The organism is Anatilimnocola floriformis (assembly GCF_024256385.1).
Taxonomy (GTDB): domain Bacteria; phylum Planctomycetota; class Planctomycetia; order Pirellulales; family Pirellulaceae; genus Anatilimnocola; species Anatilimnocola floriformis.
This window is the reverse complement of the sequence record NZ_JAMLFW010000001.1, coordinates 4788675-4814380: the sequence shown is the minus strand read 5'-3', so window position 1 is coordinate 4814380 and position 25706 is coordinate 4788675. Positions and strand designations below refer to the sequence as shown.

21 protein-coding genes are annotated in these 25706 nt (G+C 58.7%); 8 read left to right on the top strand and 13 right to left on the bottom strand.

Annotation, left to right across the window (positions count from 1 at the left end; all coding sequences use genetic code 11):
• The first annotated feature begins 12 nt into the window (after positions 1–12).
• On the top strand, positions 13–831 hold the full coding sequence (locus M9Q49_RS18805) for a hypothetical protein (RefSeq protein WP_254510364.1): 819 nt from the start codon (positions 13–15) through the stop codon (positions 829–831).
• Between the two features lie 80 nt (positions 832–911).
• Here M9Q49_RS18805 and M9Q49_RS18800 read toward each other — a convergent pair whose 3' ends face one another.
• On the bottom strand, positions 912–2936 hold the full coding sequence (locus tag M9Q49_RS18800; RefSeq protein WP_254510363.1) for a PQQ-dependent sugar dehydrogenase: 2025 nt from the start codon (positions 2934–2936) through the stop codon (positions 912–914).
• Between the two features lie 340 nt (positions 2937–3276).
• Between M9Q49_RS18800 and M9Q49_RS18795 the strand changes: the two genes are divergently transcribed.
• Both M9Q49_RS18795 and M9Q49_RS18790 read left to right on the top strand, forming a co-directional pair.
• A complete protein-coding gene (locus tag M9Q49_RS18795) occupies positions 3277–4218 on the top strand; it encodes a DUF1559 domain-containing protein (RefSeq protein ID WP_254510362.1) in 942 nt (313 codons plus the stop codon).
• A 38-nt stretch (positions 4219–4256) separates the two neighbouring features.
• On the top strand, positions 4257–4670 hold the full coding sequence (locus M9Q49_RS18790) for a hypothetical protein (protein WP_254510361.1): 414 nt from the start codon (positions 4257–4259) through the stop codon (positions 4668–4670).
• Here the strand turns inward: M9Q49_RS18790 and M9Q49_RS18785 are convergent.
• Positions 4667–5065 carry a hypothetical protein gene (locus M9Q49_RS18785; protein ID WP_254510360.1) on the bottom strand — a complete coding sequence of 133 codons (399 nt, stop codon included), beginning with the start codon at positions 5063–5065 and terminating at the stop codon, positions 4667–4669. The two genes, M9Q49_RS18790 and M9Q49_RS18785, sit on opposite strands and share 4 nt — an antisense overlap.
• Positions 5066–6208: an aldose epimerase family protein gene (locus tag M9Q49_RS18780; RefSeq protein WP_254510359.1), complete on the bottom strand. Its 1143-nt coding sequence runs from the start codon at positions 6206–6208 to the stop codon at positions 5066–5068.
• A 327-nt stretch (positions 6209–6535) separates the two neighbouring features.
• Between M9Q49_RS18780 and M9Q49_RS18775 the strand changes: the two genes are divergently transcribed.
• A complete protein-coding gene (locus M9Q49_RS18775) occupies positions 6536–7933 on the top strand; it encodes a hypothetical protein (RefSeq protein WP_254510358.1) in 1398 nt (465 codons plus the stop codon).
• Positions 7934–7952: 19 nt separating this feature from the next.
• Here M9Q49_RS18775 and M9Q49_RS18770 read toward each other — a convergent pair whose 3' ends face one another.
• Positions 7953–9326 carry a c-type cytochrome gene (locus M9Q49_RS18770; RefSeq protein WP_254510357.1) on the bottom strand — a complete coding sequence of 458 codons (1374 nt, stop codon included), beginning with the start codon at positions 9324–9326 and terminating at the stop codon, positions 7953–7955.
• Between the two features lie 100 nt (positions 9327–9426).
• Here M9Q49_RS18770 and M9Q49_RS18765 point away from each other — a divergent pair, with 100 nt between their 5' ends.
• Positions 9427–10101: a Uma2 family endonuclease gene (locus M9Q49_RS18765; protein WP_390844350.1), complete on the top strand. Its 675-nt coding sequence runs from the start codon at positions 9427–9429 to the stop codon at positions 10099–10101.
• A 22-nt stretch (positions 10102–10123) separates the two neighbouring features.
• Here the strand turns inward: M9Q49_RS18765 and M9Q49_RS18760 are convergent, their stop codons facing one another.
• The 3 genes from M9Q49_RS18760 to M9Q49_RS18750 are packed head-to-tail and all read right to left on the bottom strand — an operon-like array spanning position 10124 to position 14265.
• Positions 10124–10399 (bottom strand): hypothetical protein, encoded by a 276-nt coding sequence (locus tag M9Q49_RS18760; RefSeq protein WP_254510355.1) that lies wholly within the window; start codon positions 10397–10399, stop codon positions 10124–10126.
• A gap of 23 nt (positions 10400–10422) precedes the next feature.
• The gene (locus M9Q49_RS18755) at positions 10423–11772 is read right to left on the bottom strand and encodes a DUF1501 domain-containing protein (protein WP_254510354.1); all 1350 of its coding nucleotides are present in this window, start codon (positions 11770–11772) and stop codon (positions 10423–10425) included.
• A 33-nt stretch (positions 11773–11805) separates the two neighbouring features.
• Positions 11806–14265, bottom strand: a complete 2460-nt coding sequence (locus M9Q49_RS18750; protein ID WP_254510353.1) for a DUF1553 domain-containing protein — start codon at positions 14263–14265, stop codon at positions 11806–11808.
• 376 nt (positions 14266–14641) lie between these two features.
• Between M9Q49_RS18750 and M9Q49_RS18745 the strand changes: the two genes are divergently transcribed.
• Positions 14642–17773, top strand: a complete 3132-nt coding sequence (locus M9Q49_RS18745) for an organic solvent tolerance protein OstA (protein WP_254510352.1) — start codon at positions 14642–14644, stop codon at positions 17771–17773.
• Between the two features lie 24 nt (positions 17774–17797).
• On the opposite strand, the gene M9Q49_RS18740 is transcribed toward M9Q49_RS18745, so the two are convergent.
• The 6 genes from M9Q49_RS18740 to M9Q49_RS18720 form a co-directional block, all read right to left on the bottom strand.
• Complete coding sequence (locus M9Q49_RS18740; protein WP_254510351.1) at positions 17798–18508, bottom strand: DUF4142 domain-containing protein; 711 nt, start codon at positions 18506–18508, stop codon at positions 17798–17800.
• A 97-nt stretch (positions 18509–18605) separates the two neighbouring features.
• Positions 18606–19124, bottom strand: coding sequence for a hypothetical protein (locus M9Q49_RS18735; RefSeq protein WP_254510350.1), 519 nt, complete (start codon positions 19122–19124; stop codon positions 18606–18608).
• A 277-nt stretch (positions 19125–19401) separates the two neighbouring features.
• Positions 19402–20736: a DUF1501 domain-containing protein gene (locus tag M9Q49_RS18730; RefSeq protein ID WP_254510349.1), complete on the bottom strand. Its 1335-nt coding sequence runs from the start codon at positions 20734–20736 to the stop codon at positions 19402–19404.
• A 59-nt stretch (positions 20737–20795) separates the two neighbouring features.
• Entirely contained in the window at positions 20796–21209 is a 414-nt protein-coding gene (locus M9Q49_RS36130) for a thioredoxin domain-containing protein (protein ID WP_390844346.1), read from the bottom strand.
• 111 nt (positions 21210–21320) lie between these two features.
• Positions 21321–21854 carry a class I SAM-dependent methyltransferase gene (locus M9Q49_RS18725; protein WP_254510348.1) on the bottom strand — a complete coding sequence of 178 codons (534 nt, stop codon included), beginning with the start codon at positions 21852–21854 and terminating at the stop codon, positions 21321–21323.
• A 20-nt stretch (positions 21855–21874) separates the two neighbouring features.
• On the bottom strand, positions 21875–22543 hold the full coding sequence (locus M9Q49_RS18720; RefSeq protein WP_254510347.1) for a PIG-L deacetylase family protein: 669 nt from the start codon (positions 22541–22543) through the stop codon (positions 21875–21877).
• 501 nt (positions 22544–23044) lie between these two features.
• Between M9Q49_RS18720 and M9Q49_RS18715 the strand changes: the two genes are divergently transcribed.
• Together M9Q49_RS18715 and M9Q49_RS18710 are read left to right on the top strand one after the other, a co-directional pair.
• A complete protein-coding gene (locus M9Q49_RS18715; protein ID WP_254510346.1) occupies positions 23045–24529 on the top strand; it encodes a TPR domain-containing glycosyltransferase in 1485 nt (494 codons plus the stop codon).
• A 229-nt stretch (positions 24530–24758) separates the two neighbouring features.
• Positions 24759–25691 carry an FHA domain-containing protein gene (locus tag M9Q49_RS18710; protein WP_254510345.1) on the top strand — a complete coding sequence of 311 codons (933 nt, stop codon included), beginning with the start codon at positions 24759–24761 and terminating at the stop codon, positions 25689–25691.
• The last annotated feature ends 15 nt before the right edge of the window (positions 25692–25706 follow it).

Here is a 25706-nt window from a genome sequence, read left to right as displayed (position 1 = left end):
AGGATTCGTTCCATGGCTACTCCACTTTCTTTCGAAGCATTGCAGGCCCGGCTTGAACATTGGCGTCGCGAAGGGGAGATCCTGGCGGGTTCGCTAACGCAGCTCACGCAGCGGGCGTCGGTTTACCGGCACATCTATCAGGCTTCGGGCGGCAATCACATTTTTCCGCTCATCGCCGCGCATGGTGCGCTGTGGGCTCGCGGTTATTTCACCTGGGCGCTCGCGCTCGGCAAGAAGCTTTCCTGGCAGTACGCGCTGCAGCCCGAATATCGCCTGCAGCAACTCGCCGCGCTCGATCGTTTCGCCGATGCCTTTCGCGATGTGAATCGCCGCGTGTGTGCCGACACCTATGCCAATTTTCATTTCACGGCTGAGCACGGCGAACAGCCAGCCGCAGCCGAACTCGTCGCGCCGGAGTTGCTCGCCGAACTGAATTCAATGCATGCTGCCGAACGGGCCGGCAGGAAGCTGACTACCGCGCAGAAACAGGCAATCTTCAGCGCGCATTTCTACAACGAACAGAAAACCGTCGTGGGCCCGGCGCTGCAAAAAGCAGTCGATGATTTTCAATGGCCATTAGTGAAATTTATCGCCCTCAAACCGCTGATTCGCTTCGCGTATTTTCCGGCAGGGACTTCCTTCTGGTTTCACAACTTCGCAAACCGCGAGGAAAGAATAGAACGCGGTTTGCAGGCCTTTCAAGTCGCAGCCGACGTCGGATTTGAGCGAGTCGAAGCCGCGCTGAGAAAATACCAGATGTTGCCGGAAGCGTTCTTTACGCAGCCAGTGAGCTATTTTGAATCGCTTCGGCAGCAAGTGCTTGCTGGTTAGAGGCAAGAAACGAAAAACGCCGGAACGAGCTTTCGCAAGTTCCGGCGTTCGTGTTTCAACAACCGTTCAGCGATCGAAGACTACTTGCTCTTCGACACCTTGAACACGCTCTGGCCGTTCGTGCTGCTGCCGAGGATGTAGACCTCGCCACTTTCATCTTCGCCGAACGACATGACCGCGAGCGGCGGCTTGGGCAATTCGCGATTGGCGACCACGCGGCCGGCCTTCTCGTCGTACTTCAAAGCCCGGAACATATTCGACACATAGTCAGCATACAGGTAATGCCCGGCCAGCGACGGCACCGCGCTACCGCGATAGACCGTGCCACCGGTGATGCTCTTGCCGATGTCGTGATGATATTCCCAGATCGGTTCGGCCAATTCGGCCTTCACGCCCACGCCCTTTTGGCTGTGGGGATGCATCGCTTCACGCAGGTTCCAACCGTAGTTGCCGCCCGATTTGACGATGAAGATTTCTTCGAAGATGTTCTGGCCGACTTCGCCAGCCCACAGTTCGCCGGTCTGACGATCGAAGGCCATCCGCCAAATATTGCGGATGCCGTAGGCGTAGATTTCCGGCGAGGCGTCTTCCTTCTTCGCGAACGGGTTGTCCGAAGGAATGGCGTAGTTCTTGCCGCCTTCCTTCTTGTTCACATCGATGCGGAGAATCTTGCCGAGCAGCGTCGACAGCTTTTGGCCGTTTTCCTTGGGATCGCCGCCGTTGCCACCGTCACCGTGCGTGATGTAGAGGTAACCATCCTTGCCGAAGGCGATCGTGCCGCCGTCGTGATTCCAGAACGGCTTTTCGAAACGGATCAGCACTTCTTCGCTGGCCGGATCACCTTCGTTCTTGTTACCGGGCTTGGTCTTGAACCGCGACAGGACGTTGGCCATGTCGGATTTGACATCGGTATAGAACACAAAGAACTCGCCGTTCTCCTTGAACTTCGGATGGAACGCGAGACCGAGGAAACCTTCTTCGTTTTGCTTGTCGAGATAGCGGACGCGATCGCGGATGTTCATGAAGACCGTCGACTTGCTCGGGTCCTTCGGATCGACGATGTGAATCGTGCCACGTTGTTCGCCCACGACGATCCGGCCGCTGCCGTCGCCGAAGTGCGTCAGCAGAATGCCGCGGAAGGCTTCGCCCTTGCCACTTTCGCTGCCGTCATCCCAGCTGGCCCACTTGATGCCCGGAAAGGCCGGCGCAAGTTCCACGCCCGCGACTTCCGTCGTATCGACTTCCCAGCCCGGAATCGTCGTCGAGAGTTCCGTCAGCGTGCCGGCTTTCATGTCCGGAATGAGGAGCTTCTTTTGCGACGCATCGAGGCAGCAATCGGCAGCCGTCTTCAGCCCTTCGCCAATCAAGATCGGCTTTTGATCCGGACGAGGCATCGCCCAAATCTTGCCTTGCGTCCAAGACGTGATGAACAGCCGGCCCCAATAATCCCACACCAGGCCGTCGGCCCCTTCCATTCCTTCGGCGATCATCTCCGCAACTTTGTCGCTGAAGCGCACTCGCCACAACTGGCCGCGAGCCATATCGGCGACGATGAAAGCCGAACCGCCGTCAAAGGCCACACCGTTGGGCTTAGTCAGGCCGGAGATATTGTCGGCTGAGGCGACCTGGTCGATCTTGTCCAGTCGCACATCGATGCGGAAAACTGCGCCACCCTTGCCGTCGGCGCCGCTGTCGCTCACCAGGAAAATGCCGCCACCTTGATCGACGCAAATGTCGTTCAAAAAGATCGGCTTCACCGGGAACTTATCAGCCGCTTGATAGACCGAAGTCTTACCGTTGGCATCGATCTTCACGATCTTGTTTTTGTCAGTCGTGTAGAGCGCATCCTTGAAGAGGACGATCCCCTTGGGATCATCAAGCCCTTCGGCAAAGGTCTTCGCCTTGCCGTTTTCGATGACCGAGACCTTGCCGTCGCCATCTTTGCCGGGCTCGCCGATCTCGGTGATGTACAGCAGCCCCTTCGGCCCGATGCAAACCGACTCAGGCATCTTCATGCCTTCGACAATGGCCTTGGGCGTGTCGGCGGCGAGTGCCGGCAAGGTGGAAGTGAGCAGCAACGCTGCGGTAGTCCAAAAACGCTTCATTTCAATACCTCGATGTGGCGGAAATCTCTACGCAGGAACAGAGAACGTGCAGGAAAGTGGCGGGAAATGACATTATCAAAGCGATCGGAATGATGATCGTATCCACGGCCTGCCGCAAGTGGGGCGACTGGTGAGTCACAGGCGCTGCGACCGCTGCCCGCGACAATCTGGCTGACTGGCTTCGTAGAACTCGCGCTCTTGTATTCGGTTTTCCGCATCTCGCGCAACCTTGCGTACAACTCAGCTTGAATTGACGGTCCAAACTTCTAGCATTCTCACAGGCCTGCCGCTGCTCGCTTTTCTGAAGTCTTCTCCTCCTCTCTGGCATCGGAAGTGCGCAATGGTCGTTGCTGCGCGGCGGCGTCGAATTGGTTTCACACTTGTCGAGTTGCTGGTCGTCATCGCGATCATCGGCGTTCTGGTCGCACTCTTGTTGCCTGCCGTGCAGGCCGCTCGCGAAGCAGCGCGGCGTATGAAGTGTGGCAATAATCTGAAGCAACTCTCGTTGGGGCTGCACAACTTTCACGACACATACCTCACCTTTCCCAAGTACACCGACGGCAGCGTTGGGTGGACGTGTTTGATTTTGCCGTTCATCGAGCAGCGATCACTAGGTGATCAGGTGTTGCCGACCGCCGGTGCATACAGCGCTGGCCAAAATGCGAATCGTGTGATGGGCCAGTACAAGATGCCCATGTATCTTTGCCCTAGCTTTGCCAAAGATCGCTCGACAAGCACCATCGACGACATCACGGGCTTTGGTTTTGCCTACACCACGCACTACGTCGGCAACGCCGGCCCGATGGGCAACATGCCGGGGACGACAACCGCATATCAGGTGAACACGGTGGGCGCGGCGCAAGGCGGCCTCGCGGCGGACGGAATCTTGCCATTCATTCCAAGCGTGCAGACTACTTCGAGCCCAGTGCCAACGCCGCAGGGAATTCGCATGGGGGACATCACCGACGGCACGAGCAACACGATCATGCTGATGGAAATGGGGTGGCAAGGAATGGAAAACAGCTTGCGGTCCTGGGTGCGCGGCTTTGTCTGGAACAACGACGCTACCTGCTCCAAGAACCTGCAGAACGGTATGCGACTGGTGAAGTACAACGGAAGCAACAACTACAACAACGTGAGCATCGGCAGCAATCATCCGGCCGGCTGCAACATTGCCCTTGGCGACGGCAGCGTCCGCTTTATCACCGAAAGCATCGATCTCAACAAAGTGCTGCTACCACTCGCGAGCCGATTAGGTGGCGAAGTGATTCCCGAGTACTAACCCCGCAGCACGCAATCTAAAAACAAGCGAGAGAATAAATGTCCCGCCTTCACGTCGCAGTCGTCGCGCTTTTCGCATCGCTCGCCCTGTTTGTAACCGGCTGTAACCAGAATAATGGCCCCCCGCGCTATAAGCTCTCTGGCGAAGTCACCTTTGCCGGCCAGCCGATTCCCAATGGCCAGATCATCTTTACGCCTGATTCGTCGAAGGGGAACTCCGGCCCGCAGGGAATCGCGACAATTAAGGACGGCAGGTACGATACTTCTGCGCCCGAAGGCAGAGGCGTTGGCGGCGGCGCGACCATCATCCGCGTGACCGGCCAGGGCCCCGATGGACATCAACTGCTCTGCGAGTTTGAAGAAAAGGTCGATCTACCGAAACAAGACTCCGAACGAAAAATCGAAGTTCCCGCCACGGCGACAAATCGCAAGCCGGCGAGCCCGGAAGTTTAGTTGCGTTTGACTTGCGACCTTTCCCACCATTCCAGTAACCGCGGATTGATTCTCTGCCAACCCAGGCCGTGATACGACGGCTTACCGAGCGTTATTGCAATCACGATCGCAGTAGCTCCCAACGAAAGGCTGATCGTCGCTGGCCACGTGGGAAGCCCGAACAGGGCAGAGCAGCAGCCAGACAACAGAAGCAGTGCGGACCACTTCAGTTCGTTCGCACGCGACACGCGAAGTACATTGCAGAATAAAAAGAAATGACCGATGACGTAGGCAATCAGAAACGCGAGCAACGGCGAATACGACCAAATCATTGCACTGGCGACGGCTCCAGCCATGAGCACGCCGCCATCAAACGCAGAAATGCGAAAGCCCGGTTGGAAATCCGGCGCGAGCATTTATTCCACGCCAAACTTATGCACCGTTTGCGACTTGTAGGTCTCGCCCGGCTTGAGCACTGTGCTGGGAAAGCTCGGTTGATTTGGTGAGTCAGGATAGTGCTGAGTCTCGAGGCAGAAGGCTTCGTGCTGTTTGTGGTTGTTGCCAGCCGGGCTGCCGTCGAGGAAGTTGCCGCAGTACAGCTGAATGCCTGGCTCGGTTGTATAGACCTCCATCGTCCGTCCGCTCGACGGCTCCTTCACTTTGGCAGCGAGTTCCAGCTTGCCGCTCTGCCCACGCAACACATAGCAATGGTCATAACCCTTGGTGGTGTGCGGCGCCTTTTTGAGTTCCGCAATCTGATCGCCGATGGCGTGCATGGTGGTGAAGTCCATCGCGGTTCCCTTCACGGGTGCGAGCTCACCAGTGGGGATCGACGTGTCGTCGGTCGGAATCCAGCGATCGGCATTCAGCATCAGCTGATGCTTCAGAATGTCGCCACTGCCCCCGCCGGCCAAGTTCCAATAGGTGTGGTTCGTCATGTTGATGACGGTCGCTTTGTCAGTCGTGGCTTTGTAGTCGAACTTCAGTTCGTTCGCGTCCGTCAACGTAAACGTGACGGTCGTCTTCAGATTGCCGGGGTAACCTTCTTCGCCGTCTTTGCTGTCGCGAGAGAATTCCACGGCTTGGCCGTTTTCGACGGCAACTTCCTTGGCCGACCAGTTCACCATGTCAAAGCCGGCCAGGCCGCCGTGCAGATGATTCGGGCCGTTGTTCACGGCCAGCGTGTGGGCCTTGCCATCGAGCGTGAACTTACCCTTGGCGATGCGGTTGCCGTAGCGGCCCACGGTGCTGCCGAAGTAAGGATGCCGCTGCGTGTATCCCGCGAGCTTGTCAAAGCCCAGCGTGATGTTGGCCAGCTTGCCGTTCTTGTCGGGCGTTTCGACACTCGTCAGCGTCGCGCCCCAAGTGATCAGCTTCACGCGCAGGCCGTTCTTGTTCGTCAGCACATATTGATTAACGATCTGGCCATCGGCGGTCTTACCGTATTCGCTTTTCGTGGTCATAGCTTTGGCGTCAGCGCCGCGAGCGGCACCGGAGAGGAGAGAGAGGAAACCAAACATCATTCCGCAGACCAGCAATTTGTTCAACGGGACAAGCATGAGAAGCCTTTCCAGAGAGGAGAGCGGGGAACCATGGCCACACTTTAGCGGATGCGCGAGGCAGAAATCCACCACGCTCACTTCGCCGTCTTACTATCCGTAGGTGCCCACTGGTCGGCTCCCACAGTGGGTACCGACTGGCCCTCGCACCGTCGCGAGCCGAATAACCGTTCGGCAGTGAGGCAAAGACTTGCTGATCTCAAGCAAAATCCCGCATCGTCACTTCCTGCCCCTAGCCCCTTTTTGATTTTGGACGATAATTCAGGAGGGCAGCAGGCGGACCAGAGGAAGCTGTATAACTATCCCCTCATTCAGGGCGGAACCGCGATGGCGGAAGTGTTTGATCCGTATCGCAAGTGGCTCGGCATCCCGCCGAAGGATCAGCCGCCGAACCATTATCGCTTGCTGGGGATCGCTCACTTCGAAGACGATCCCGACGTCATCGAAAACGCTGCCACCCGCCAGATGGCCCACGTGCGGACCTATCAGGGTGGCAAAAACGGCGCGCTTTCTCAGCGCATTTTGAATGAGTTGACCGCGGCCAAATTGTGCTTGCTGCAACCGGCCAAAAAAGCGACCTACGATATTGCTTTGCGCGCCGACATGATCGCCTCGGGCAAGTTGTCGTCGTCGGGCATCCTCGAACCCGCCGTTGATGAGCAGGAAGAAATTGAGCCGCCACCCGCCGAGTATCGTTCGGAGGGGCGTTGGCGAACCAGCAACGACGACGGTGCGTTCGAATTTCCCGGGCCGGGGCCAGCGCCAGTTCCCATTCCCATGCCGTCGGGCGTGACTCCAATCACGACCGCGCCAGTGGGCGGCAAAGCCCGGCGTGGCCCTTATGGCGCCACGGCTGGTCGCGCTCGCAAGCCGAGTTCGGCGATGCCGGTTCTTCTCGGCTTGGGCTTTGTAGTCCTCGTTGGCCTGGCGGTCGCAGTGGGCATGTTCATTTCGAAAAATGAACCCGCGCTGAAGACGCCGACCAAACCAACGACTCCCGCCGAAAAAACGACACCCAAACCGGTCGACAAGGACAAGCCCGGCGCCAAGCCAGCTGAAAAGCCCACGCCCAAGAAGCCAGGGACGCCCAATCTGCCGGTCACTAACTCGCAGAAACCGTCGCCAGCGCCGGAGCCATCGCCGCAACATGTGGCAACCACCGCGCAACAAGATCCCCATCGCGAGCTCGCCAACGCCCGCCATGCGCTCGAACAGCGCGACGACGGCAGCTTTCGACTGCACATCAGTCAAACCGAGTTTCTGCTTGCTAAGCACAAGCCCCGCGACGTTGAAACTCTGAAAGCTGACGAAACACACCTCCGCGAGCTCGAAAAGCAGTTGAACAATTTCTGGCAAGCGGTTCGCGAAGGCGCCGATAAGAAGATCCCCAAAGGGCAAGCGATTTCCTTCAAACGGCACAATCTAGAAATCATCTCGCGCGAAGGAGATCAACTGAAATTCAAATTCGACGGTGTCGAACAAGTCACTGCCATTAAGAAGCTGCCGTCGCGGGTCGCCATGTATATGGCACTTCGCGTCTTCGGTCAGGATAACGTCGAAGGAAAGATTGCGATCGTCCTTTTTCAGCTGATCGATGCCGAAGCCTCGCACGATCAAAACTCGCAGCGATTGGCTGGCCGCTTGCTCGAAGAAATCGATCAGGCCGGCGCGAACAGCAATCCGACTCTCAAGCGTGAACGCGAAAAGTCGACGAAAGCCAGTTAAGACGACGCGGCTAAGACGACTACAGAGTTTTCAGATATTCGAGCACGGCGGTCTTCTCTTCTTCGGTCAGCTCGTCGGGAAAATCATGTCCCGTGCGACTCTTGCCGAACTCCAGTGAGTTGAAATACTCTCGCCGTTCCCAACCGGGCAAATCTCGCGGCAGGCTCTTGAACGTCTTAATCTCCAGGCCAACTTGTTTTTGATCATAGCCCGTTTCGCTCCGCTTCCAGACAACGGGGCGCTGGCTCGGATGCAGCAAATGCCAGAGTGTGGGGACGCTGCCGTTGTGCAGGTACGGCGCGCTGGCCCAGATGCCGTCGAGTGGCTGCGCGAGGTAACCCTTCGGTTCGGCGACGGTCGGTAACTTGCCGAAGTCGGTGAACCAACTGCCGCCGTAGGAATTGCGGTTCTGAGCGTTGAGCGCATTCAAGCGAACCGGATCGGTCTTCACTTCATCCAGCGGCACGACGCGGGCCGGCCAGCGATCGGCGGCGGCAACATCATCGCCATACTTGCCGTGGCAGTCAGCACAAACGCGGTTGAATGCGATGCGTCCTTGCGCGGCCAATTTTTGGTCGATTGCATGCGGATACTTCGGCGCCTGGACCGATTCGATGTAGGCAAACACATCACGGAAATCGGCTTCCCATTCTTTGAACTTCTCCGGGCCATTTTGCGGCACGAGCATGAACTGCATCAGCCCGCGATGCCCCTTGGCTGCGAAGGCATCGGCGTAGAGAAACTCCTTTTTCTTGAAATGCCACCACGGCGGCGCGTCCATATCATGATGCGTCATTTTCGGTGGCAGGCGGTCCTTGTGAACGTTCAGCTCCACATCGCGAAAGTTCATCAGCGCCACGCCAAACATCACCGCGTTCGTCGTGCCATTCGAACTCCCCAGTGGCACGATCAGGCTGCCGACATCCATCCGGCCGAGCGGTTTGTTATTCAGCAGTTTCACGGCCCGTGTATCGTCGGTCAGCGTTTGCAGCGCGAACCGCGAGTTCGGCAGTCCGGGAATGACCTTTCCTTCCACCTGCCCGCCGTGACAGGCAAAGCAGTTCATGGTCCACACGCCATTCGCATCCACGACATACTGCAACGGCTTCGTCGGATCATCGGGCCGCGGCGTGAGACCATAGCGGCTGAACGCCATCTTCCGCCGCTCTTCCGGCGTGGCCTTTTCCGCCTCGCTCCGCAACGGCTCGGGCCATTGCGTCCAAGCGGCATCGAAAACTTCCTGCGTAAAGTCCGCAGGCAGATAAACCTTCTGCGTCAGAAATTGGTAACCACGCTCAGCAGCCGTTTGCGGTTCTTTGGCAGCTGAATTCCCGGCGATCAAGATGCAAACGGCGATAACGCTCGCAGGCAGCATGAGAATGCGGTTGTGCATGAAATTACCGACGCCGAGAAGGAACAATACCCTCATCCTATCCGAGAGCAACATCAAGGCAACCGCGAATTCGAGCGGCTGTTAACAGCCAGCGTGACTCATGGGTGGGGGTAGAGTAAAATTCATCTTAATGTCAACCGACCTCACCACTTCGAACTTCTCGCCTACCGAAGGGCAATTTCCGGCACCCGCGTATCCGGTCTATCGGTTCTCGATTGCCGAGTACCTGCAAATGGCCGATTCTGGCTTGCTCGCCCACGCAGACGTCGAACTCCTAGACGGAATCGTTGTTCCAAAGATCACGCGAAATTCCTGGCACGATGCGACGCTCGGACGAGTTCATTTACTGCTTGTCACTGCTCTCCTCAGCAAGCCCTGGCAAGCCAGAAATCAGTCGGCAATGGTTACGAATCGAGGCGTTCCTGAACCAGACATTGCCTTGGTGCGTGGTACGCACGACGATTACCTAGTGCAGCGTCCCACCAGTCGTGACACAGGCCTCGTCATCGAGATTTCCGATTCAACGCTGAAGTTGGATCGGCAAAAGGCAGAGATCTACGCGGATGCAGGCGTGCCTCAATATTGGATCATCAGTGCAGTTGACCAGTGCGTTGAGATCTACGACCAGTTGCAGCGAGATGCCGCGGGCCAGATGGTTTACGGCGCGAAGCGGATTATTCGCGGCTCTGAAACGGTGCAATTGTCTCTTGATGGGACGCTGATGGCTACGTTTGCCGCTGACCAGCTTGTACCGCCTTTGCCGGTTCAACGGTGATGCCAGCTGCGGGAAATAAGCCTTATCCTCGAGGCGACTCCGATTCTGCCGCAACATGTGGCTTCAACGTCCAAAGCTTGGTATCAGGGTTTTGGAGTACCACGCCTTCCTTCTCCATAATCGCTAGCAGCGTGCGCGAAATGTGTCCTTCATGCTCCACATGCCCTGTGTAGATTCCCAGGGCTCGACCGATATCCGAGTTGCGAAGGCCGGACTCGGGGCCGTTCTTCATAAGCAAGTAAACCGCTGCTTTTAGATCGGCGATGGCGCGTTGGGCCATCATGTAAGCCTCTACCATTTGACGTCCCTTGATCGAAAATCCTACAAGATCGACCGAATCACTTTGCCGCTGTTCACGATCTTGATCGGCCGGCCTTCGGGTGTGAGGAACTCTTGCTCGGGATCGATGCCGCAGAGATGCGAGATGGTGGCGAAGAGATCTTCCGGGCCGTGTGATTGATCGGCGGGGCGCTCGGCGCGGTCGTCGCTGGCGCCGATCACTCGACCGCCTTTCACGCCGCCGCCACCGAGCAGCACGGTGAAGCTGGGGCCCCAGTGATCGCGGCCGGCGTTCTTGTTGATGCGCGGCGTGCGGCCAAATTCGCCGGTCACGATCACCAGCGTTTTCTCGAGCATTCGGCGATCGGTTAGATCGCGAAACAGAGTTGCGACAGCGGGATCAAATTGCGGCAGCAGGTCGCGCTGCAGCGTTTTGAAGTTACCGTCGTGTGTATCCCAGTTGCTGTGCTCGATCGTCACGCAGCGAACGCCGGCTTCAACGAGGCGGCGGGCCATGAGGCAGGATTGGCCGAGCGTATTGCGGCCGTATTCATCGCGGAGCTTGTCGTTCTCCGCATGCAGATTGAAAGCCTGCTTGGCCTGCGGACTGACGATGAGATCGAACGCCTTTTGCCGAAAGACATCGACGGTCTTCGCCCGGCTATTAGCTTCGAGCTCGGCTCGCTGCTGAAACTGATCGACCTTAGATAGGAGTTGCTGCCGCGCGTTCAAACGATCAGCCGACAACGTCAGCGGCGGCGCGAGATCAGGAACCGCAAAATCCGGAGCAGCCGGATCGGCATCGACGCTGAGCGGAGCGCACGTTGCGCCGAGATAGGCCGCGCCGGCGCTATTATGCATTTGCGGCAAGCAAACATACGTCGGCACCGGGCTCGCCGCGCGGGCCGATGCCTTTTGCGGGCCGAGCGTCTTCGCCATGATCGAACCGAGCGATGGTCGTTGGTTGTTCGGCAGCAAACTCGGATTAAAACCTGCCTGCGGAAAGTAACCAGTCAGCATGTAATGGTCAGCCGGCCCGTGGTCGCTGTTCTTATGACCGAAGCCGCGCAGCAGCGCGACCTTGTCCATCTGCTGGGCCATCTTCGGCAGCAGATCGGCGATTTGCAGGCCAGGAACATTCGTCGACCGCGGGTTGAACTCGCCGCGAAACTCCGCCGGTGCGTTCGGCTTCATGTCGAACGTATCGATTGTGCTCAAACCACCCTTGAGAAAGACATAGATCACGCTCAAGCCGCGATCGTTCGCGGCCTTGGCGATGTTCTCCGCCTGCAGCATGTTCCCGATCGAGAGTGAACTGCCGAATAGCCCGGTCAGGCCGATCTTGAGCAAGTCGCGCCGGGGCAATCCATCACAAAAGGTGCGGTTGGTCATGAGAAGTTCTCGGGCAGTGCGAGGAATTTAATCCTAGTGATTAAATACAAACTCCAGCGAATTTAACATCGTCCACGCCAGGTCTTCGGCTGCAGTGCGGCGAGCATCGAGCGGAGTCTTGCCGGGCACAGGTCTGGCGGAACGAAGGTATTCGACGGCAGTTTGGGTTTCGGTGTTGGTTGGCAGGCGGCAGAAGATCGTCAGATACAACTCTTCCGTCAGGCGGTCGTCGGCTGGTTGCTGCTGAGCCAGGCGGGCGATCAAACCCCCTTCGTGCGCGAGCTTTTCTTGCACTCGCTGCGAGTTGAGCAAATGGAGCACCTGCGAAACGCTGGGCTCGCTCACGCGTTCGCATTCGCAGGCCGTGACCCGCACCGGTCGGCCGAAGAGTTTCAAAAAGTAGTGATCTACCTGACTGTCCCATAGTTCGATGGCGCGGGTGTTCGGCGGCGTTCCCTCGTAGCGCTCGGCCACGCCCGTCGCTTGACAGAGGGCATCAAGCAGAACTTCCGCATCCATTCGCTTGAGCAAAGCTCGCGAGTAATTTTGCTCATCGCGGAGGTTCGTCGGATTCGTCGCGGTCGACTGTTGATAAGTGCGCGACATGGCGATCGATTTTAGCGCCGCTCGCAGATCATATTTCTGTTCGGTCAAGTGCTTTGCGAGCGCGGTGAGGAGTTCTGGATTGCTTGGCGGGTTTGTTGCTCGCACATCATCAACAGGCTCGACCAAGCCGCGGCCGAGCATGTGAGCCCACAGGCGGTTGGCCAGGTTGCGCGCGAAGAACGGATTGTCGGGCGAGGTCATCCAGGCCGCGAGTTCGACGCGCCGATCGCCGGCGACATTCTTTTCGGGCATCGGCTGGCCGAGCGGATGAGCGGTGACCACCTCGCCGGTGCGAGGATGCTTCGTTTGCGGATCGCCCGCGGCCACGAGGATTTCGCCGAAGGGACTCTTTTTATTCTGCAACTGCGCAAAGTAGGCCGTCATGCCGAAGTAATCGGTCTGGCTCCAGCGATCGTACGGATGATGGTGGCACTGGGCACATTCGATCCGCACGCCGAGAAACACTTGCGACACTGCGCTCGCGGCTGGCCCTGGCTGCGGTACGGCTTTGAAGAGATAGCCCTGTGGGTTTTCGCTCAATGGCCCTTCGGCGGTAACGACCGCGCGGGCGAATTGATCGAGCGGCATGCTGGCCGCGAGGGCGGTGCGAATCCAGCGATACTCGTCGTAGGCCGCTTTGTGGCCAAGCGCCTGCCGATCGACGCGTAGCAAATCGGCCCACTTCAGCGCCCAATAAGTAGCGAACTCGGGCCGCTGCAGCAATTCATCGACGAGGGCTTCTCGTTTGTTCGGCCGAGCGTCATTCAAAAAGCGGCGGGCTTCTTCCGCGGTTGGCAATGTCCCGATGAGGTCGATCTGCGCGCGGCGGAGAAAGTCAGCATCGCTGCAAAGATCTGCAGGAATAATGTTGAGTTGCTTCAACCGACGATAGACCGGGCCATCGATAAAGTTGTGCTCGGCGATCTCCGGATAATCGGCGATCGCCTCTGGCCGAGGCACGATCACGTGCAGCACGTCGACCTGGCCCATGTAGCTCGCCATGACCGCGACCACGCCCGGCGTTTGACCGGCAGTGACCAGGCCCTCTTCGGTGACTGCGGCGAGTGCGTCGTGATTGGATTGAAATCGGGCCAGCCGAGTAACGTCGATCTGCCGGTCGTCGCTCATGGTGGCAACGACACGCAGTTGTTGCGTCTGGCCTAGGCCGAAGGTTCGCTCGTGGGGCGTGAGTTCGATTTTCGCGACTGTCGGATCGTCCTTGGAACCGAGCGGCAGACCTTCGCCGATCCAGCGGCGGAGCGTTTCGTATTCAGGCCGATCGGTTGTGATCCGCACGCCGCCGCCGTGAGGAGCGCTGCCGCTCGCTTTGCGAAGGAGCAAGCTCCGTTCGGGAGCAGCGGGAAAGACTCGGCGGCCGCGCGATTCCTGCGTCAGCGCGCGATAATCGGCTGGTGGATCAAAACCAAACACCGACAACTTAAAGCCGTTCTGCCCTTCGGCTTTGCCGTGGCAGCCCGAGGCGTTGCAAGCAAACTTGCCCAGAATCGGCACGATGTCGTTTTCGAAGTTCAACTGCCGCGGCTCTTGCGTGCCGCTCACAGTAACTGCGACCGAAGTCTTCACGCCACCCGCACTGATTTCGATCGTGGTCGTGCCGTCTCGCTTGGCGGTGATCATGCCTGTCGCGCTAACAGTCGCAACGTGCGGATCGGCAGCGAGATATTCCACGCCGTGCGTCGCATCGCGCATCAACTTATCTGCGCCGATCCCTTCGACCAACAATTGCCAGTTGGCTTCCGCACCTTGCAGAACAACTTGTGGCCGATCAGCGCGCAGTTCCTTGATAGCAGTCTCTTCCCCTCGCGCCAGACAGGCAGCGAAAGAAAGGAGGCAAACTGGCCAGAGCTGAAATGCAAGCAATCGCATCATGCAGGCCTTGGTGGGGGAGGAAGGTGGGAGCATCTGCGGGGGCCGGATGCATCAACGTATCGTAATCCAGCCGCAGCACCGGTCGCAACCTGATTCCAGACAATGAATTGCTGTTACGAGTGCGCGCAGAAAAGTTGCCAGCATCGGCCCGCAGCGCATGGTCGCTAGCACCACGAAAAACGTTCCGCCGCATTCGCCTTGTCCTGGCTGCGGCTGCTCACTAGAATCCGCCCCGCTTGTCGTAAGGTCTTTCCGCGACGGACCTTATTCTCGAACTCACGCCCGCGAAAGTTGTCACCGTGCCTGGCAAGGAAGCCTGCCGCTGAAAACGATCATCACTCCACCTCGTTGCTCGTTGAGCGGCGCGTCTCTTATGACGCGCCTGGGTGGAATGTTCGCGCGCGTTTATCGGCATTTTGCTCATGTGTTCTTGAGCAAAATATTTCGTTATCTTCAGCACTTATTGGCGAACAGCTGGAAACATACTGCGGCTGTTCTCTGCACTTTGCTCTTCGCCGCGAATGCCTTCGCAGCCGGCGGCATCGAGTTGCCGCAAGAAGAAACCAACGTTCCGGTCAGCATTCGCGCGGCTTCGGCCACGCACTGGAAGCAAGGGCAGTACGACGTCTACGTGCTTCGCGGTGATCTGCAGATCAAGCAAGGCGACACAGTGGCGACCGCGCCCGAAGCCGTGCTGTGGCTTGATCGCGCCGAACCCTACACCGGCCGCGCGAGCAAGGTGATTGCCTATCTCGAAGGGCCGCAAGGGAGCGTTCGCGTCGACTACGGCCGCAAGGGCGATCCGCATTCGTTCGGTGGTCGCGCGGCGCAGTCGCTCGTCGATCGCAGTTGGCTCGGCTGGTTCTATACCCAGGCCGGCATCGAACTTTCCGTGCCCGTGCCGACAGAAGAACCGCAGGTGAAACCGGCGATCTTCGAGCGCGGCTTGGGAGCTCGCGATCCGGCGCAGTTCGATGTGAAGCCCGCGCAAATGGTGCGTCAGGAAGAACTCGTCGCACCGGCCGGTCAGCCCGTGCAAACGCGAGGACGCAGCGTCAAGTTTTTCCCGCGCAGCGGCGGACGGTGGAATCTCAATGCCACGCCCGATCCCAATTCTGATGAACTCGTGGTTTCGGGGACCTCGGGAATGCAGATCGTGATCGATGGTGTCGAGGAACTCGGCACGGTTTCGGTCGAGACCGACCGCTTTGTGATCTGGACGGCAAAGGCAGGCTTGCCTGGCGTGCAAGGCCAGGCGATGGACCTGAAGGATCGTCCGCTCGAGTTGTATCTCGAAGGGAACATCGTATTCCGCCAAGGCGATCGCGTGATCTATGCCGATCGGTTGTATTACAACGTTCGCACCGAAGCGGGTATCGTGCTGCGGGCCGAAATGCTCACGCCGGTGCCGAGCTATCAAGGCTTGTTGCGCGTTAAGGCCGATGTACTGCAGCAGGTCAACCGGCAGCAGTTCCAAGCCTACAACGCCGCGATGACTTCGAGCCGCATCGGCGTGCCGCGGTACTGGATTCAATCCGAAAACATCAACGTCATCGACGTGCAGCGGCAAGCCGTCGATCCCATCACGGGCCAGCCTGCAGTGAATCCCGCCAACGGCGAAGCTCAAGTCGACCACCGCTTCCTGGCCACTGCGCGAAACAATTCGATCTACCTGTTCGAGAATCCGATCTTCTACTGGCCGGTGATCGCCACCGACCTGACGAGCCCGACCTATTACATCGACAATGTGCGGATCAAGAGCGACCAGGTCTTCGGCCAGCAGTTGCTGCTCGACTACGACCTCTATCAGTTGCTTGGCATCCAAGATCCTGCCCAGGGTACGAAGTGGACCCTCTCGACCGATTACCTAAGCGAGCGCGGCCTCGCCCTCGGCACGAACTACCGCTACGAGGGACAAAACCTGTGGGGTGCACCGGGCGCTTACCGCGGCTTCATCGATGCCTGGGGTTTGAAAGACGATGGCATCGACAATCTCGGTCGCGATCGTCGCGCGATCGTTCCGGAAAAAGATTTCCGCTACCGAGTTCTCGGCAATCACCGTCAATACTTACCGAATGATTTTCAGCTGACTGCAGAGATCGGCTTGATCAGCGACCGCAACTTCCTCGAGCAGTACTACGAGCTCGAGTGGGACACGATGAAGGATCAGAACACCGGCTTCGAATTGAAGCAGTACAACGCCAACAGCTCGTGGAGCATTTCGGGCGACGTGCAGGTGAATCCGTTCTTTACGCAAACCCAGGGCTTGCGCGCTGATCACTACACGCTGGGTCAAACGGTGCTGTTCGATTGGCTGACCTGGCACGAACACAGCAGTGTCGGCTATGCCGATTTGCAGGTGGCCAGCACGCCGACGAATCCGGTCGATCTGGCGAAGTTCCAGTTGTTGCCGTGGGAAACCGCCGATGAGCAAGGATTGAGAGCCTTTTCGCGGCAGGAACTCGATATCCCGCTGGAACTCGGACCACTGAAAGTTGTTCCGTACTTGCTCGGTGAAGCCGCGTATTGGGGTGCCGATCTCAATGGCGATCCGCTGTCGCGCGTTTATGGCCAAGGTGGCGTTCGCGCGAGCTTGCCGATGTGGACTGCCGATTCAACCGTCCAGAGCGAACTGTTGAATTTGAACGGCCTGGCGCACAAGGTGACCTGGGAAGCGGACTACTTCTATGGCAAGTCGAGCGCCGACGTCGATCAGCTTCCCGGCTACGATCCGCTGGATGATGACTCCACCGAGTGGTTCCGCCGCCGCATGTTGTTCAATACCTTCGGCCTGACGTTTGGCGATCAGATCCCGCAACAATTCGACGCTCGCTACTTCGCTCTACGGCGAAACCTGCAAGGCAGTGTGGCTTCGCCTGTCACCGAAATCGCCGATGATCTGACGGAGCTGAAGCTGGGCGTGAAGCAGCGTTGGCAGACGAAGCGTGGCTTGCCGGGCCAGGAACGGATCATCGATTGGATCGTGCTCGACATCGACGCGGTGCTCTTCCCGCAAGCCGATCGCGACAACTTCGGCGAGCCGCTGGGCTTGATCGACTACGACTTCCAATGGCATGTTGGCGATCGCCTGACGTTTCTCTCCGACGGCTTCTTCGATCTGTTCGATCAAGGTCTGAAGCAAGTCACCGTTGGTGCGCTGCTCAGCCGTCCGGAAGCGGGCAACTTGTACATCGGCTTGCGTTCGACCGAAGGGCCGATCAGCAGCAACGTCCTCGCCGCTTCGACGAGCTACCGCATGAGTGAGAAGTGGATAGCCACGGCAGGGGCCACGGTCGACTTCTCGAAGGCCGGCAACCTGGGCCAGAATGTGGCGTTCACGCGGGTCGGTGAATCGTTCCTTATCAAGGTCGGCTTTAACTACGATGCCAGTCGCGACAACTTCGGCGTGAACTTCGGCATCGAGCCGCGGTTCCTCCCCAGCAGCCGCTTGGGCCGCGTCGGCGGCGTGCAAATTCCGCCCGCCGGCGCGCTGGGTATTGAGTAACCGAGAACGGTTACGGATGTGAAGCTACTTGTCCTTGACTTCGTCCATCGCCTTGCGAAGATGCTTGATGTGCGTCTCGGTCGTTTCGATCGCCTCATCGATTTCCGTGGCCAGTTGGCTCGACGCATGCTTCTTGAGAACCTTCAGCTTCGTGCACATCATATGATGCGCGCCGAGCTGACTACCCAAGTAGGCCTTATCGAAATCGGCCCCTTCGTAGCGCGAGAGTTCCTTCTTGCAGTCTTCCAAACCCTGGTCGCAAATTTCTTGACCAATGGCCGACCAATTTAAGGTGCCCACTCCCGGACGGGCAGCTGTTGGCGCCGAACCGGCAGGCGGGGCTGCATCAGCGCGATCATCGTCCGTACGAGGGTTGCCGTTGTTTCGCACGTGCGCTGGTTGCTGGCCGGCGAACTTCGAAAACTTATTGAGGGCCTCGGTGTGATCCTTGATCATCGTGGTCGCGATTTCCTTGGCATCGTTTGACTTCAGCCGATCCATTGCAAACTTCGCGATCTCAATCTCGTTTCGATTGCCGCCCACAATCATGTGCGCGATTTCTTGATCGCCATGCTGCTGTTGGCCAGCAGCGTTTTGCACTGGCTGGCCGGGGCGAACGGCGCCAAGTTGCACAGCAGGCTGAACGCCTGAACGCGGGGGCGCCGTTTGGCCATGGACCATCGAGCTGCCACCCACCAAACACATAACCACAATCAACCATCCTGCGTTGCGCATCGCAACTCTCCTTAAAACAGACACAAATGGGGAAATACAAAAAAACTCTCGCAGCCGCCCTGTCCGCGAGAGTTGAAACAGATTTGTGAAGGACTAACTATTCGACCGCTGCCGTAGCATGCGTCGTCACGCCGTTGTGGCGGTGAATGATGTCGTAAACTTCTGCGGAATGTTCGGCCGGATGCACGGTCACGATGGTGCGCCCCGCCATGAGCTCGCTCTCATAGAAATTGGCGTCGTCTTCGGGAATGCCGAGGCCGATTAGTGCGCCGACAAGTCCTGCCGTTGCAGCGCCACCCGCAGCACTCGCGACAACGGCTGCGAGGATTCCGCCGGAGACAACAGGGCCAATAACCGGCAGCACATTGGCCGCAATGCCGAGAGCCCACAGCGCTCCAACGCCAGCGCCTGCTGCCGCACCAACTGCGGCACCCTCGACCGCTTTCGTACCTTGGTCGCTGGCCGGCGGATCGCTGTATTCGCGACCGCTGGGGTGACGCACCACCATGCCGATGTCGTTTTCATTCACGCCATAGGTTTTCATTTCGCGGATCGCCGCTTCTGCGTCGCTACGACTTTCGAAGACGCCAACGATTGCACTTACGTAGCTGGTCATGATTTGAGTTCCTGGTAATTCGATAGCTTGAGCCTGCTCCTCTGACGCACTGCGTCGCAAAGTGAATGCCTTACGAGTTGAATCAGATGAAAACCGCGTGAATGGGCAAAAAACACGAAAATGCCGGCGAAAACCGCTTCTCGTTAGCCAGGAACACAGAAGTCACGCTTGCCGGCGGATGCGTTTCACTGCCCGCCCTGCGTTCAAGATGAACGGAGTAAGAACAAAAGAGTGCGCACCGAATGCAATGCTTGGAGCGCAGCCGAAGAACAAGCAATCAAAACAGTTCCCGAATCGGTTCGCCTGTGGGCAGGATCGGAATCGGGCGACCTTGCAGATCGGGAACGGTGGCGCGCGGATCGATGCCGATGGTCTGGTAGATCGATGCCAGCAGATCGCCGGGCCCAAGCGGGCGATCCTTCGGTTGGCCGCCATCGGCAGTGGTCGAGCCGACGATCTGTCCGGTTCGTAATCCTCCCCCCGTGAGCACGGCTGACATCGCCAAGGGCCAATGGCCGCGACCGGCCAATTTGTCGATGCGCGGGCCGCGGCCGAACTCGCCGAAGGAGGCGACGAGTGTGTTGTCGAGCAAACCGCGCAGCCGTAGGTCGTTCACCAGCGCACAAAAAGCACGATCGTAGTGTGGCAGCCGTGCACGCAGATTTTTCTCGATCGTCGAATGGTCGTCCCACCAGTCGACTTCCTTCTCATACAGATTGATGACCACCAGTGACGTGCCCGCTTCGATCAATCGCCGCGCGAGGAGCGCGCCGTGGCCGTAAGCATGCGCGCCGTACATTTCGCGAGTCTGTGCGGTTTCTTGAGCAACGTCAAAGGCTTGGCGAACTCGCGAGCCGGTGGAGAGTTCGACGGCTTGCTCGAGCGCATCGTCGCTGTCGCGAAAAGCAGCCGTGGCTTCGTTGTGCGCCGCGAGCCGATCGAGCGACCGGAGCAAGTTGCGGCGATCGTCGAGCCGTGGCAGTGAGACATCTTTCGGAAGAGCGAATTCAGGGAGTCGATAGTTGCCGAGCGTGGGATCGCCGCCGGAGTTGAGAGCCAGATGCCGACCTTGGAGAAAACTCGAACCCAAATAAAATCCCATGTGCGTTCGATAGTCCTCGGGAACGCACACGTAGGCAGGCATGCCGCGTTGCCGCGGCCCTTGCAACTTCGAAACAACGGCGCCTTGCGACGGATTCTGTTGGCCGCGCTGTCGGGCATTCAACAACGGATAGCCCGTTTGCACCCAGTGCGTCGCGTCATCGTGTACGCCTAAATTGTGGGTGATCGAGCGGACGATGGCGAGGTCTTTGGCCAGCGCGTGATGCTGCGGCAGCAATTCCGGCAACAGCAGGCCAGGGAGCGTTGTCTCACACGGCCGAAACGGCCCGCGAACTTCCTCAGTTTGATCGGGCTTCATATCGAACGTATCGATATGACTCGGCCCGCCTGCGAGGAAAAACAGAATCGCTGACCTTGGCCGTTGGTTCAGCCCCGCCTGTGCTGCCGGAATGAGCCCACCGGCAACAGCAGCCAACGTCGTCGCTTGCAAGAAACCACGCCGCCCCGCGAAGCGATACCGCAGCGTCGTTCCATGATCGGCAGAGATCATCGGGGCCTCGGCAGGAACAGCAGTGGAACTGGATGGATGCCGGTATGGTAAGGATTCGGTTAGTGAACTGCAACTTTGAGAGTCCACTCGACACGCCAGTAGCGTTTCTCGATCTGCGCAACTTCAACCATGAATCGCGCAAGCCAACCACCGAATTCCGTGCGTAATTCATCAACCGACCTCAGGCCAATTGAACTCTCGAGCAACTCGCCGTGGATGAAGCAACCCAGCGCCGGAATGTTCGCAATGTCTGGAATGAAGCGTTGATTCTCAGCACCGTCAACGTTGCACGATCGAAAGCAGATGCGGTCGGAGTATTCGTTGCACAGAGCGCTGAGCCGTCGATCCATTTCTCGATCGTGCAGATTCCAAACTGCCCAGTAATGAACGACGAGGATCGGCAACTCAAAATCCGCCAACTCAACGGTGGAACTGGTTGGATACCAACTCGACTGAGAGGAGAATTCTGCCATCCGCTCAGTGTAGCCACCACACTCCGCTTCTTCCCCTCACCCCAACCCTCTCCCCGGAGTACCGGGGCGAGGGAGCCTTCCTCGCTGGCGCTCGGTTGCGGAATGCTGCTTTCACTTCCTCGCTTCCACAAACAAGCTTTCCAGCGCGCGGTTGTCGAGGTCGGTGATACCGGTCAAGCCGCTGGCCGATTTTTCGTGAGCACAGCGAGTTACTTCGCTGTAGCCGGCGCGCTCGAGCAGTTCCTTCGTGAATTCCCAGGTGAACATGCTGCGCGAACGGCCGTACCAGAGGAGTTGCACGATCATTTTGCCGGAGAGGCTTTTGACTTCGTCGTCGCCGATCAGGAAGTAGTCGATGTCTTTGTTGCGATAGGCGTTGATCGCGAGATCGAGGTCGGGGAGCGACAGCCGAAGGATGCCGCCGGGTTTGAGGACGCGGCGGAGCTCGTGTAGCGCGGGATCGAGCTCGCGATAGGCGAGCTCGGGTAGCACGTGAATGCTGACGATGTAGTCGAAGTGGTTATCGGGGAACGGCAGGCCTTGGAGGATGTCGGCAACGACATCGACCCCGGGGCCGGCGGCGATATCGGAGTTGATCCAGCCGAAGGGAGTGAGGGGGCCGCAGCCCCAGTTCAAGCGTTGCATGGCAGGCATCTTGCAGGTGGTTAGTTGAACTTGAGATTGAGCAGCGTGGACGTATCCATGGTGATGAACGCTTCGGCGTATTTCGACGGCGGGCAAGCCAGCGCGCGATAGGCCGCGAGTCCCACGAAGGCACTCAGATAGTCGAGGCAATCGAGCTGGCTCTGATGCTTTTGAATTGCTGCGCGCTTGGCGGACATCGTGGCATCGATGGGGACGTGATCGGTCGGCACGAGGGGCGTCCAAACTTCATACAGCCAGATCGCGGGGCGGATCGCCGCTTCGGCGAGGGCTCGTTGCAGTAGGCGAAACGTGGCGACGTGATCGGAGTGGGCTTCGCCATACCAGGGGCAAAAGACTCGCTGATAGTTGCCGGTCTGCACGTGAGTGACAAGTTGTTTGACCAGGTGAGGCTGATGCATCAGCCCGCCGTCGATCCCCAGCAGAAACTGCACGTCGCGCACGCCCAGCACTTCGCAGGCAGCGCGGGCTTCGGCTTCGCGAGTGATGGCCAACTGGTCGTGCACCACGGCCGACTGATGGCCCGGGGCGTCCATGCCGTTCTCGCCGCGCGTCATCAAGATCACATCGACTTGCATTCCGGCCAGCGTCAGCAATTTGATCGTTCCACCGCAACCCAAACTTTCATCATCAGGATGAGGAGCCAGTACCAGAATGTTCTTTTGAGTCATGCGGTCCGTTCGATTCGCCTAAGGGTAAAACGGCTTTCCCTGGCAAACGATGTTCCAACGGGAATCGCGCCTCGCCGCATTCCGGCCAGGCGGCTGCCAACTCCGCGTGCGGCGCGAATATCAAATTGGCCGGTGACTGCCGAGCATTGAACCGCCTTGAACGTCTGCGACAGCGTGTCGCACTCCGGAGGGGTAAAGCCGCCATTTCGTCGTATCGCAAAGAATGGATTGATGAGCGCCGACTACTGCTAATGTTCCGATGTAGTCATTCCAACTCGCAAACGCCCGTTCACGTAAGTTGTCTAGAGATCAAATACTTACGTCGATTTGCGAGCCGGACGGCTGAGGCTCGGCAGCGAAGGCACGAGGCGCTCAGCAGAAGGGGCGGAGGGCTTGGTACGACACGTGCTTTAAGGGGCCGGTCGCGCGCGGCTGCCTCGCTCCGCGCTGACCTCTTCTCCTCTTTGCCTCTCATCTTGGATTGCCCGGAAGGACCGCTGCGTGAGTCACCCCCCTCGTATTTCGTTGTGCATGATCGTTCGCAACGAAGAAGCCAATCTGCGGGCCTGTTTGCAACCGGTGCTGCCGTTGTTTGATGAAGTGATCTTGGTCGATACCGGTTCGCTGGATGAGACGAGGCAGGTCGCGGAAGAACTCGGGGTGAAGGTTATCGATTTTGAATGGTGCGATGATTTTTCGGCGGCTCGAAATGCAGCGGTCGAACACGCCACGGGCGAATGGATCTTTTGGCTCGACGCCGATGATCGGGTGGATTCGATAAACCGCGCCAAGCTGAAGGACGTGTTCGACCGCGTCCGTGAACCGCGCGAAACCGAGCAGCGGCGGGTCTACATCATGACCACGGTTTCGCCCAGTCGGCACAGTTCCGAACCGGCGACGTTGATCTCGCATGCCCGACTCTTTCAGCGCCATCCGCAGGCCCGCTGGAACGGCCGCGTGCATGAGCAGATTGTCCCCGCGCTCGAAGCTCTCGGTGATCAACTGATTTTCTCGGATGTGCGCATCGAACACGTGGGCTATCTCGACCCGGCGTTCTGTCAGCGTAAGGCCAACCGCGATTTGCGACTGCTGCGGCTCGATTACGCAACCGATCCCGAAAATCCGATCACGCTGTTTCTGCTCGGCACGACCTACATGCGCACGGGCCAGCCGTATCAAGCACTCACCCATTTGCTGAAGAGTTTGCAACTAGCGCCGGCCTACGGCGATTGGATGCGTCGGTTGTACGCGCTGATTGTCGACGCCCTGCTGCGACTCGGCCGACGTGAAGAAGCCTTCGGCATGGCGAACGAAGCGCTGCAGCGATTTCCGCTCGATGTCGAACTGACGACTCGTCGCGCCGAACTGCTGTGCGAGTTCAACGACTTGGGCAGCGCCGAACGTTCGCTGCGCGAACTGCTGCAAGCGCCGCCGGCGCGTCATTTGGTACACGGCGCGAGTTCGTATCACGATGGACGCGAAGCTCGCGCGCTGCTCGGGCGCATTTATCGCGAGACACAGAATTTCGACTCCGCCGAGCAAGTCTTTCAGGAACTCATTGCCGAACAGCCGGCATGGATTCCGCCGTGGGTGAACCTGGGTTACACGTATTTGATGCAAGAGCGCTGGGGCGATGTCGAGTACGTGGCCAAGCAGATCGAGAAATGTGAAACGGGCGAACCCTACGCCCTCACGCTGCGAGCCGAAGCCAAGGCGACTCGAGGTGATTTGCGAGCGGCAAGGGAATTGGTCGACCAGGCAATCGCCCGCGCGCCGCAGTTGGCCTGGTCGCGGATTGTGCTCAGCGACATTTTGCTGAAGGACGGCAGTGACCGCGAAGCCTGCATCGCCGTGCAGCGGGATATTTTGCGGCTGAACCCGGGCAACGTGCACGCCGAGCGGACGCTCGAGATGCTTACCAATCCTCCGGCCCCGCAGCCCGCTTCGAATTGGCCCCTCGGTTGGTCGATCACCGTCAACCCTTAAGGGTTCTTTAGGGACCGGAAACGCTGGACGGGTGCGGTTTTAACGGGGCTGATCGGGGCCGCGGAAAACGCACTCCTCGGCCGCAATAATGCAAATAGTTGTGATAACCGGCCCCGCTAGGTAAACTTGAAACAAAGGTTGGCAACCTTCCTTCCTTTTGAGGATTCTGCGCTGCCGTTTTCCCACCGTGCCGTTCGGCCGTGGAACGCTAGCGTTTGCGGAGTTGGCGATGGCCTTGAATGTGACGTTGGTGGTGGTCGGTGGCGATGTCAAAACGCCCGAGGTGAAGCTGCGCTTACCCTCAACCGTAGGTCGTGGCCGCGATTGCTCGATCATGCTGCGCCATCCGCTTGTCAGCCGCCAGCACTGCGAGATTTTTGAAGCCGGCGGCGCCCTGCTGGTCCGCGATCTAGGCTCGCTGAACGGCACGTTTGTGAATAACCAACGCATCGAAGGGGATGCGCCGCTGCAACCCGGCCAACTCCTGACGATCGGCACGGTCACCTTCCGGGCCATGTACGAATTCGACGACTCGGCCGTTTCGCCGCCCGACTCGCCGGCGCCGCAAATGAAATCTGGTCGGTCGAGCGAAACCGATGCAGATGGCACTTTGGCCGCCCGCCCGACGATTCGTAATTCTCCGCCGCCTAGTGCGACTCCGCCAACGGAACCGGTTGACGTCGAAGAGGATTTTGACCTCGACGATGCCAAGCCGCTGTTCGCCGCTTTTGAAGAAGAAAAGACTTCGGAAGATCTGCGCAAGAACGGTGGCGTGAAGAGTGGTGGCGCCGCCGAGACAGTCTTTGCGGCAGGCAAGAACAAGCCACAACCGGCTGCCGCTCCGGCAAAACCAGCCGCGGCCCAACCGGCTGCTCCAGCCAAGCCTGCTGCCGCCCAACCAGCGGCTCCGGCGAAGCCAGCAGCTCCAGCTCCGGCACCAGCCAAACCAGCTGCGGCTGCTCCGGCGAAACCGGCCGCTGCCCCAGCCAAGCCTGCCGCAGCACCAGCGAAACCAGCCGAACCCGCCAAGCCGGGCGCGGCGAAGCCGGCACCAGCCGCGCCAGCTTTCAACTTTGATGAGGCGATGGCGGGAGCCGATGAAGAAGGACATGCTGAAGAGGAAGACGACGGATTGGATGACTTCCTCAAGTTCTTGAAGTAACGTTCGCCGTTCTTC

Coding starts and splice junctions, on each gene's coding strand:
- M9Q49_RS18790 (WP_254510361.1), top strand. CDS start 4,257: ATGTCCCGCCTTCACGTCGCAGTCGTCGCGCTTTTCGCATCGCTCGCC.
- M9Q49_RS18710 (WP_254510345.1), top strand. CDS start 24,759: ATGGCCTTGAATGTGACGTTGGTGGTGGTCGGTGGCGATGTCAAAACG.
- M9Q49_RS18720 (WP_254510347.1), bottom strand. CDS start 22,543: ATGACTCAAAAGAACATTCTGGTACTGGCTCCTCATCCTGATGATGAA.
- M9Q49_RS18740 (WP_254510351.1), bottom strand. CDS start 18,508: ATGCGCAACGCAGGATGGTTGATTGTGGTTATGTGTTTGGTGGGTGGC.
- M9Q49_RS18770 (WP_254510357.1), bottom strand. CDS start 9,326: ATGCACAACCGCATTCTCATGCTGCCTGCGAGCGTTATCGCCGTTTGC.
- M9Q49_RS18780 (WP_254510359.1), bottom strand. CDS start 6,208: ATGCTTGTCCCGTTGAACAAATTGCTGGTCTGCGGAATGATGTTTGGT.
- M9Q49_RS18745 (WP_254510352.1), top strand. CDS start 14,642: ATGACGCGCCTGGGTGGAATGTTCGCGCGCGTTTATCGGCATTTTGCT.
- M9Q49_RS18775 (WP_254510358.1), top strand. CDS start 6,536: ATGGCGGAAGTGTTTGATCCGTATCGCAAGTGGCTCGGCATCCCGCCG.
- M9Q49_RS18785 (WP_254510360.1), bottom strand. CDS start 5,065: ATGCTCGCGCCGGATTTCCAACCGGGCTTTCGCATTTCTGCGTTTGAT.
- M9Q49_RS18760 (WP_254510355.1), bottom strand. CDS start 10,399: ATGGTAGAGGCTTACATGATGGCCCAACGCGCCATCGCCGATCTAAAA.
- M9Q49_RS18765 (WP_390844350.1), top strand. CDS start 9,427: ATGGGTGGGGGTAGAGTAAAATTCATCTTAATGTCAACCGACCTCACC.
- M9Q49_RS18805 (WP_254510364.1), top strand. CDS start 13: ATGGCTACTCCACTTTCTTTCGAAGCATTGCAGGCCCGGCTTGAACAT.
- M9Q49_RS18750 (WP_254510353.1), bottom strand. CDS start 14,265: ATGCGATTGCTTGCATTTCAGCTCTGGCCAGTTTGCCTCCTTTCTTTC.
- M9Q49_RS18730 (WP_254510349.1), bottom strand. CDS start 20,736: ATGATCTCTGCCGATCATGGAACGACGCTGCGGTATCGCTTCGCGGGG.
- M9Q49_RS18800 (WP_254510363.1), bottom strand. CDS start 2,936: ATGAAGCGTTTTTGGACTACCGCAGCGTTGCTGCTCACTTCCACCTTG.
- M9Q49_RS18795 (WP_254510362.1), top strand. CDS start 3,277: ATGGTCGTTGCTGCGCGGCGGCGTCGAATTGGTTTCACACTTGTCGAG.
- M9Q49_RS18725 (WP_254510348.1), bottom strand. CDS start 21,854: ATGCAACGCTTGAACTGGGGCTGCGGCCCCCTCACTCCCTTCGGCTGG.
- M9Q49_RS36130 (WP_390844346.1), bottom strand. CDS start 21,209: ATGGCAGAATTCTCCTCTCAGTCGAGTTGGTATCCAACCAGTTCCACC.
- M9Q49_RS18755 (WP_254510354.1), bottom strand. CDS start 11,772: ATGACCAACCGCACCTTTTGTGATGGATTGCCCCGGCGCGACTTGCTC.
- M9Q49_RS18735 (WP_254510350.1), bottom strand. CDS start 19,124: ATGACCAGCTACGTAAGTGCAATCGTTGGCGTCTTCGAAAGTCGTAGC.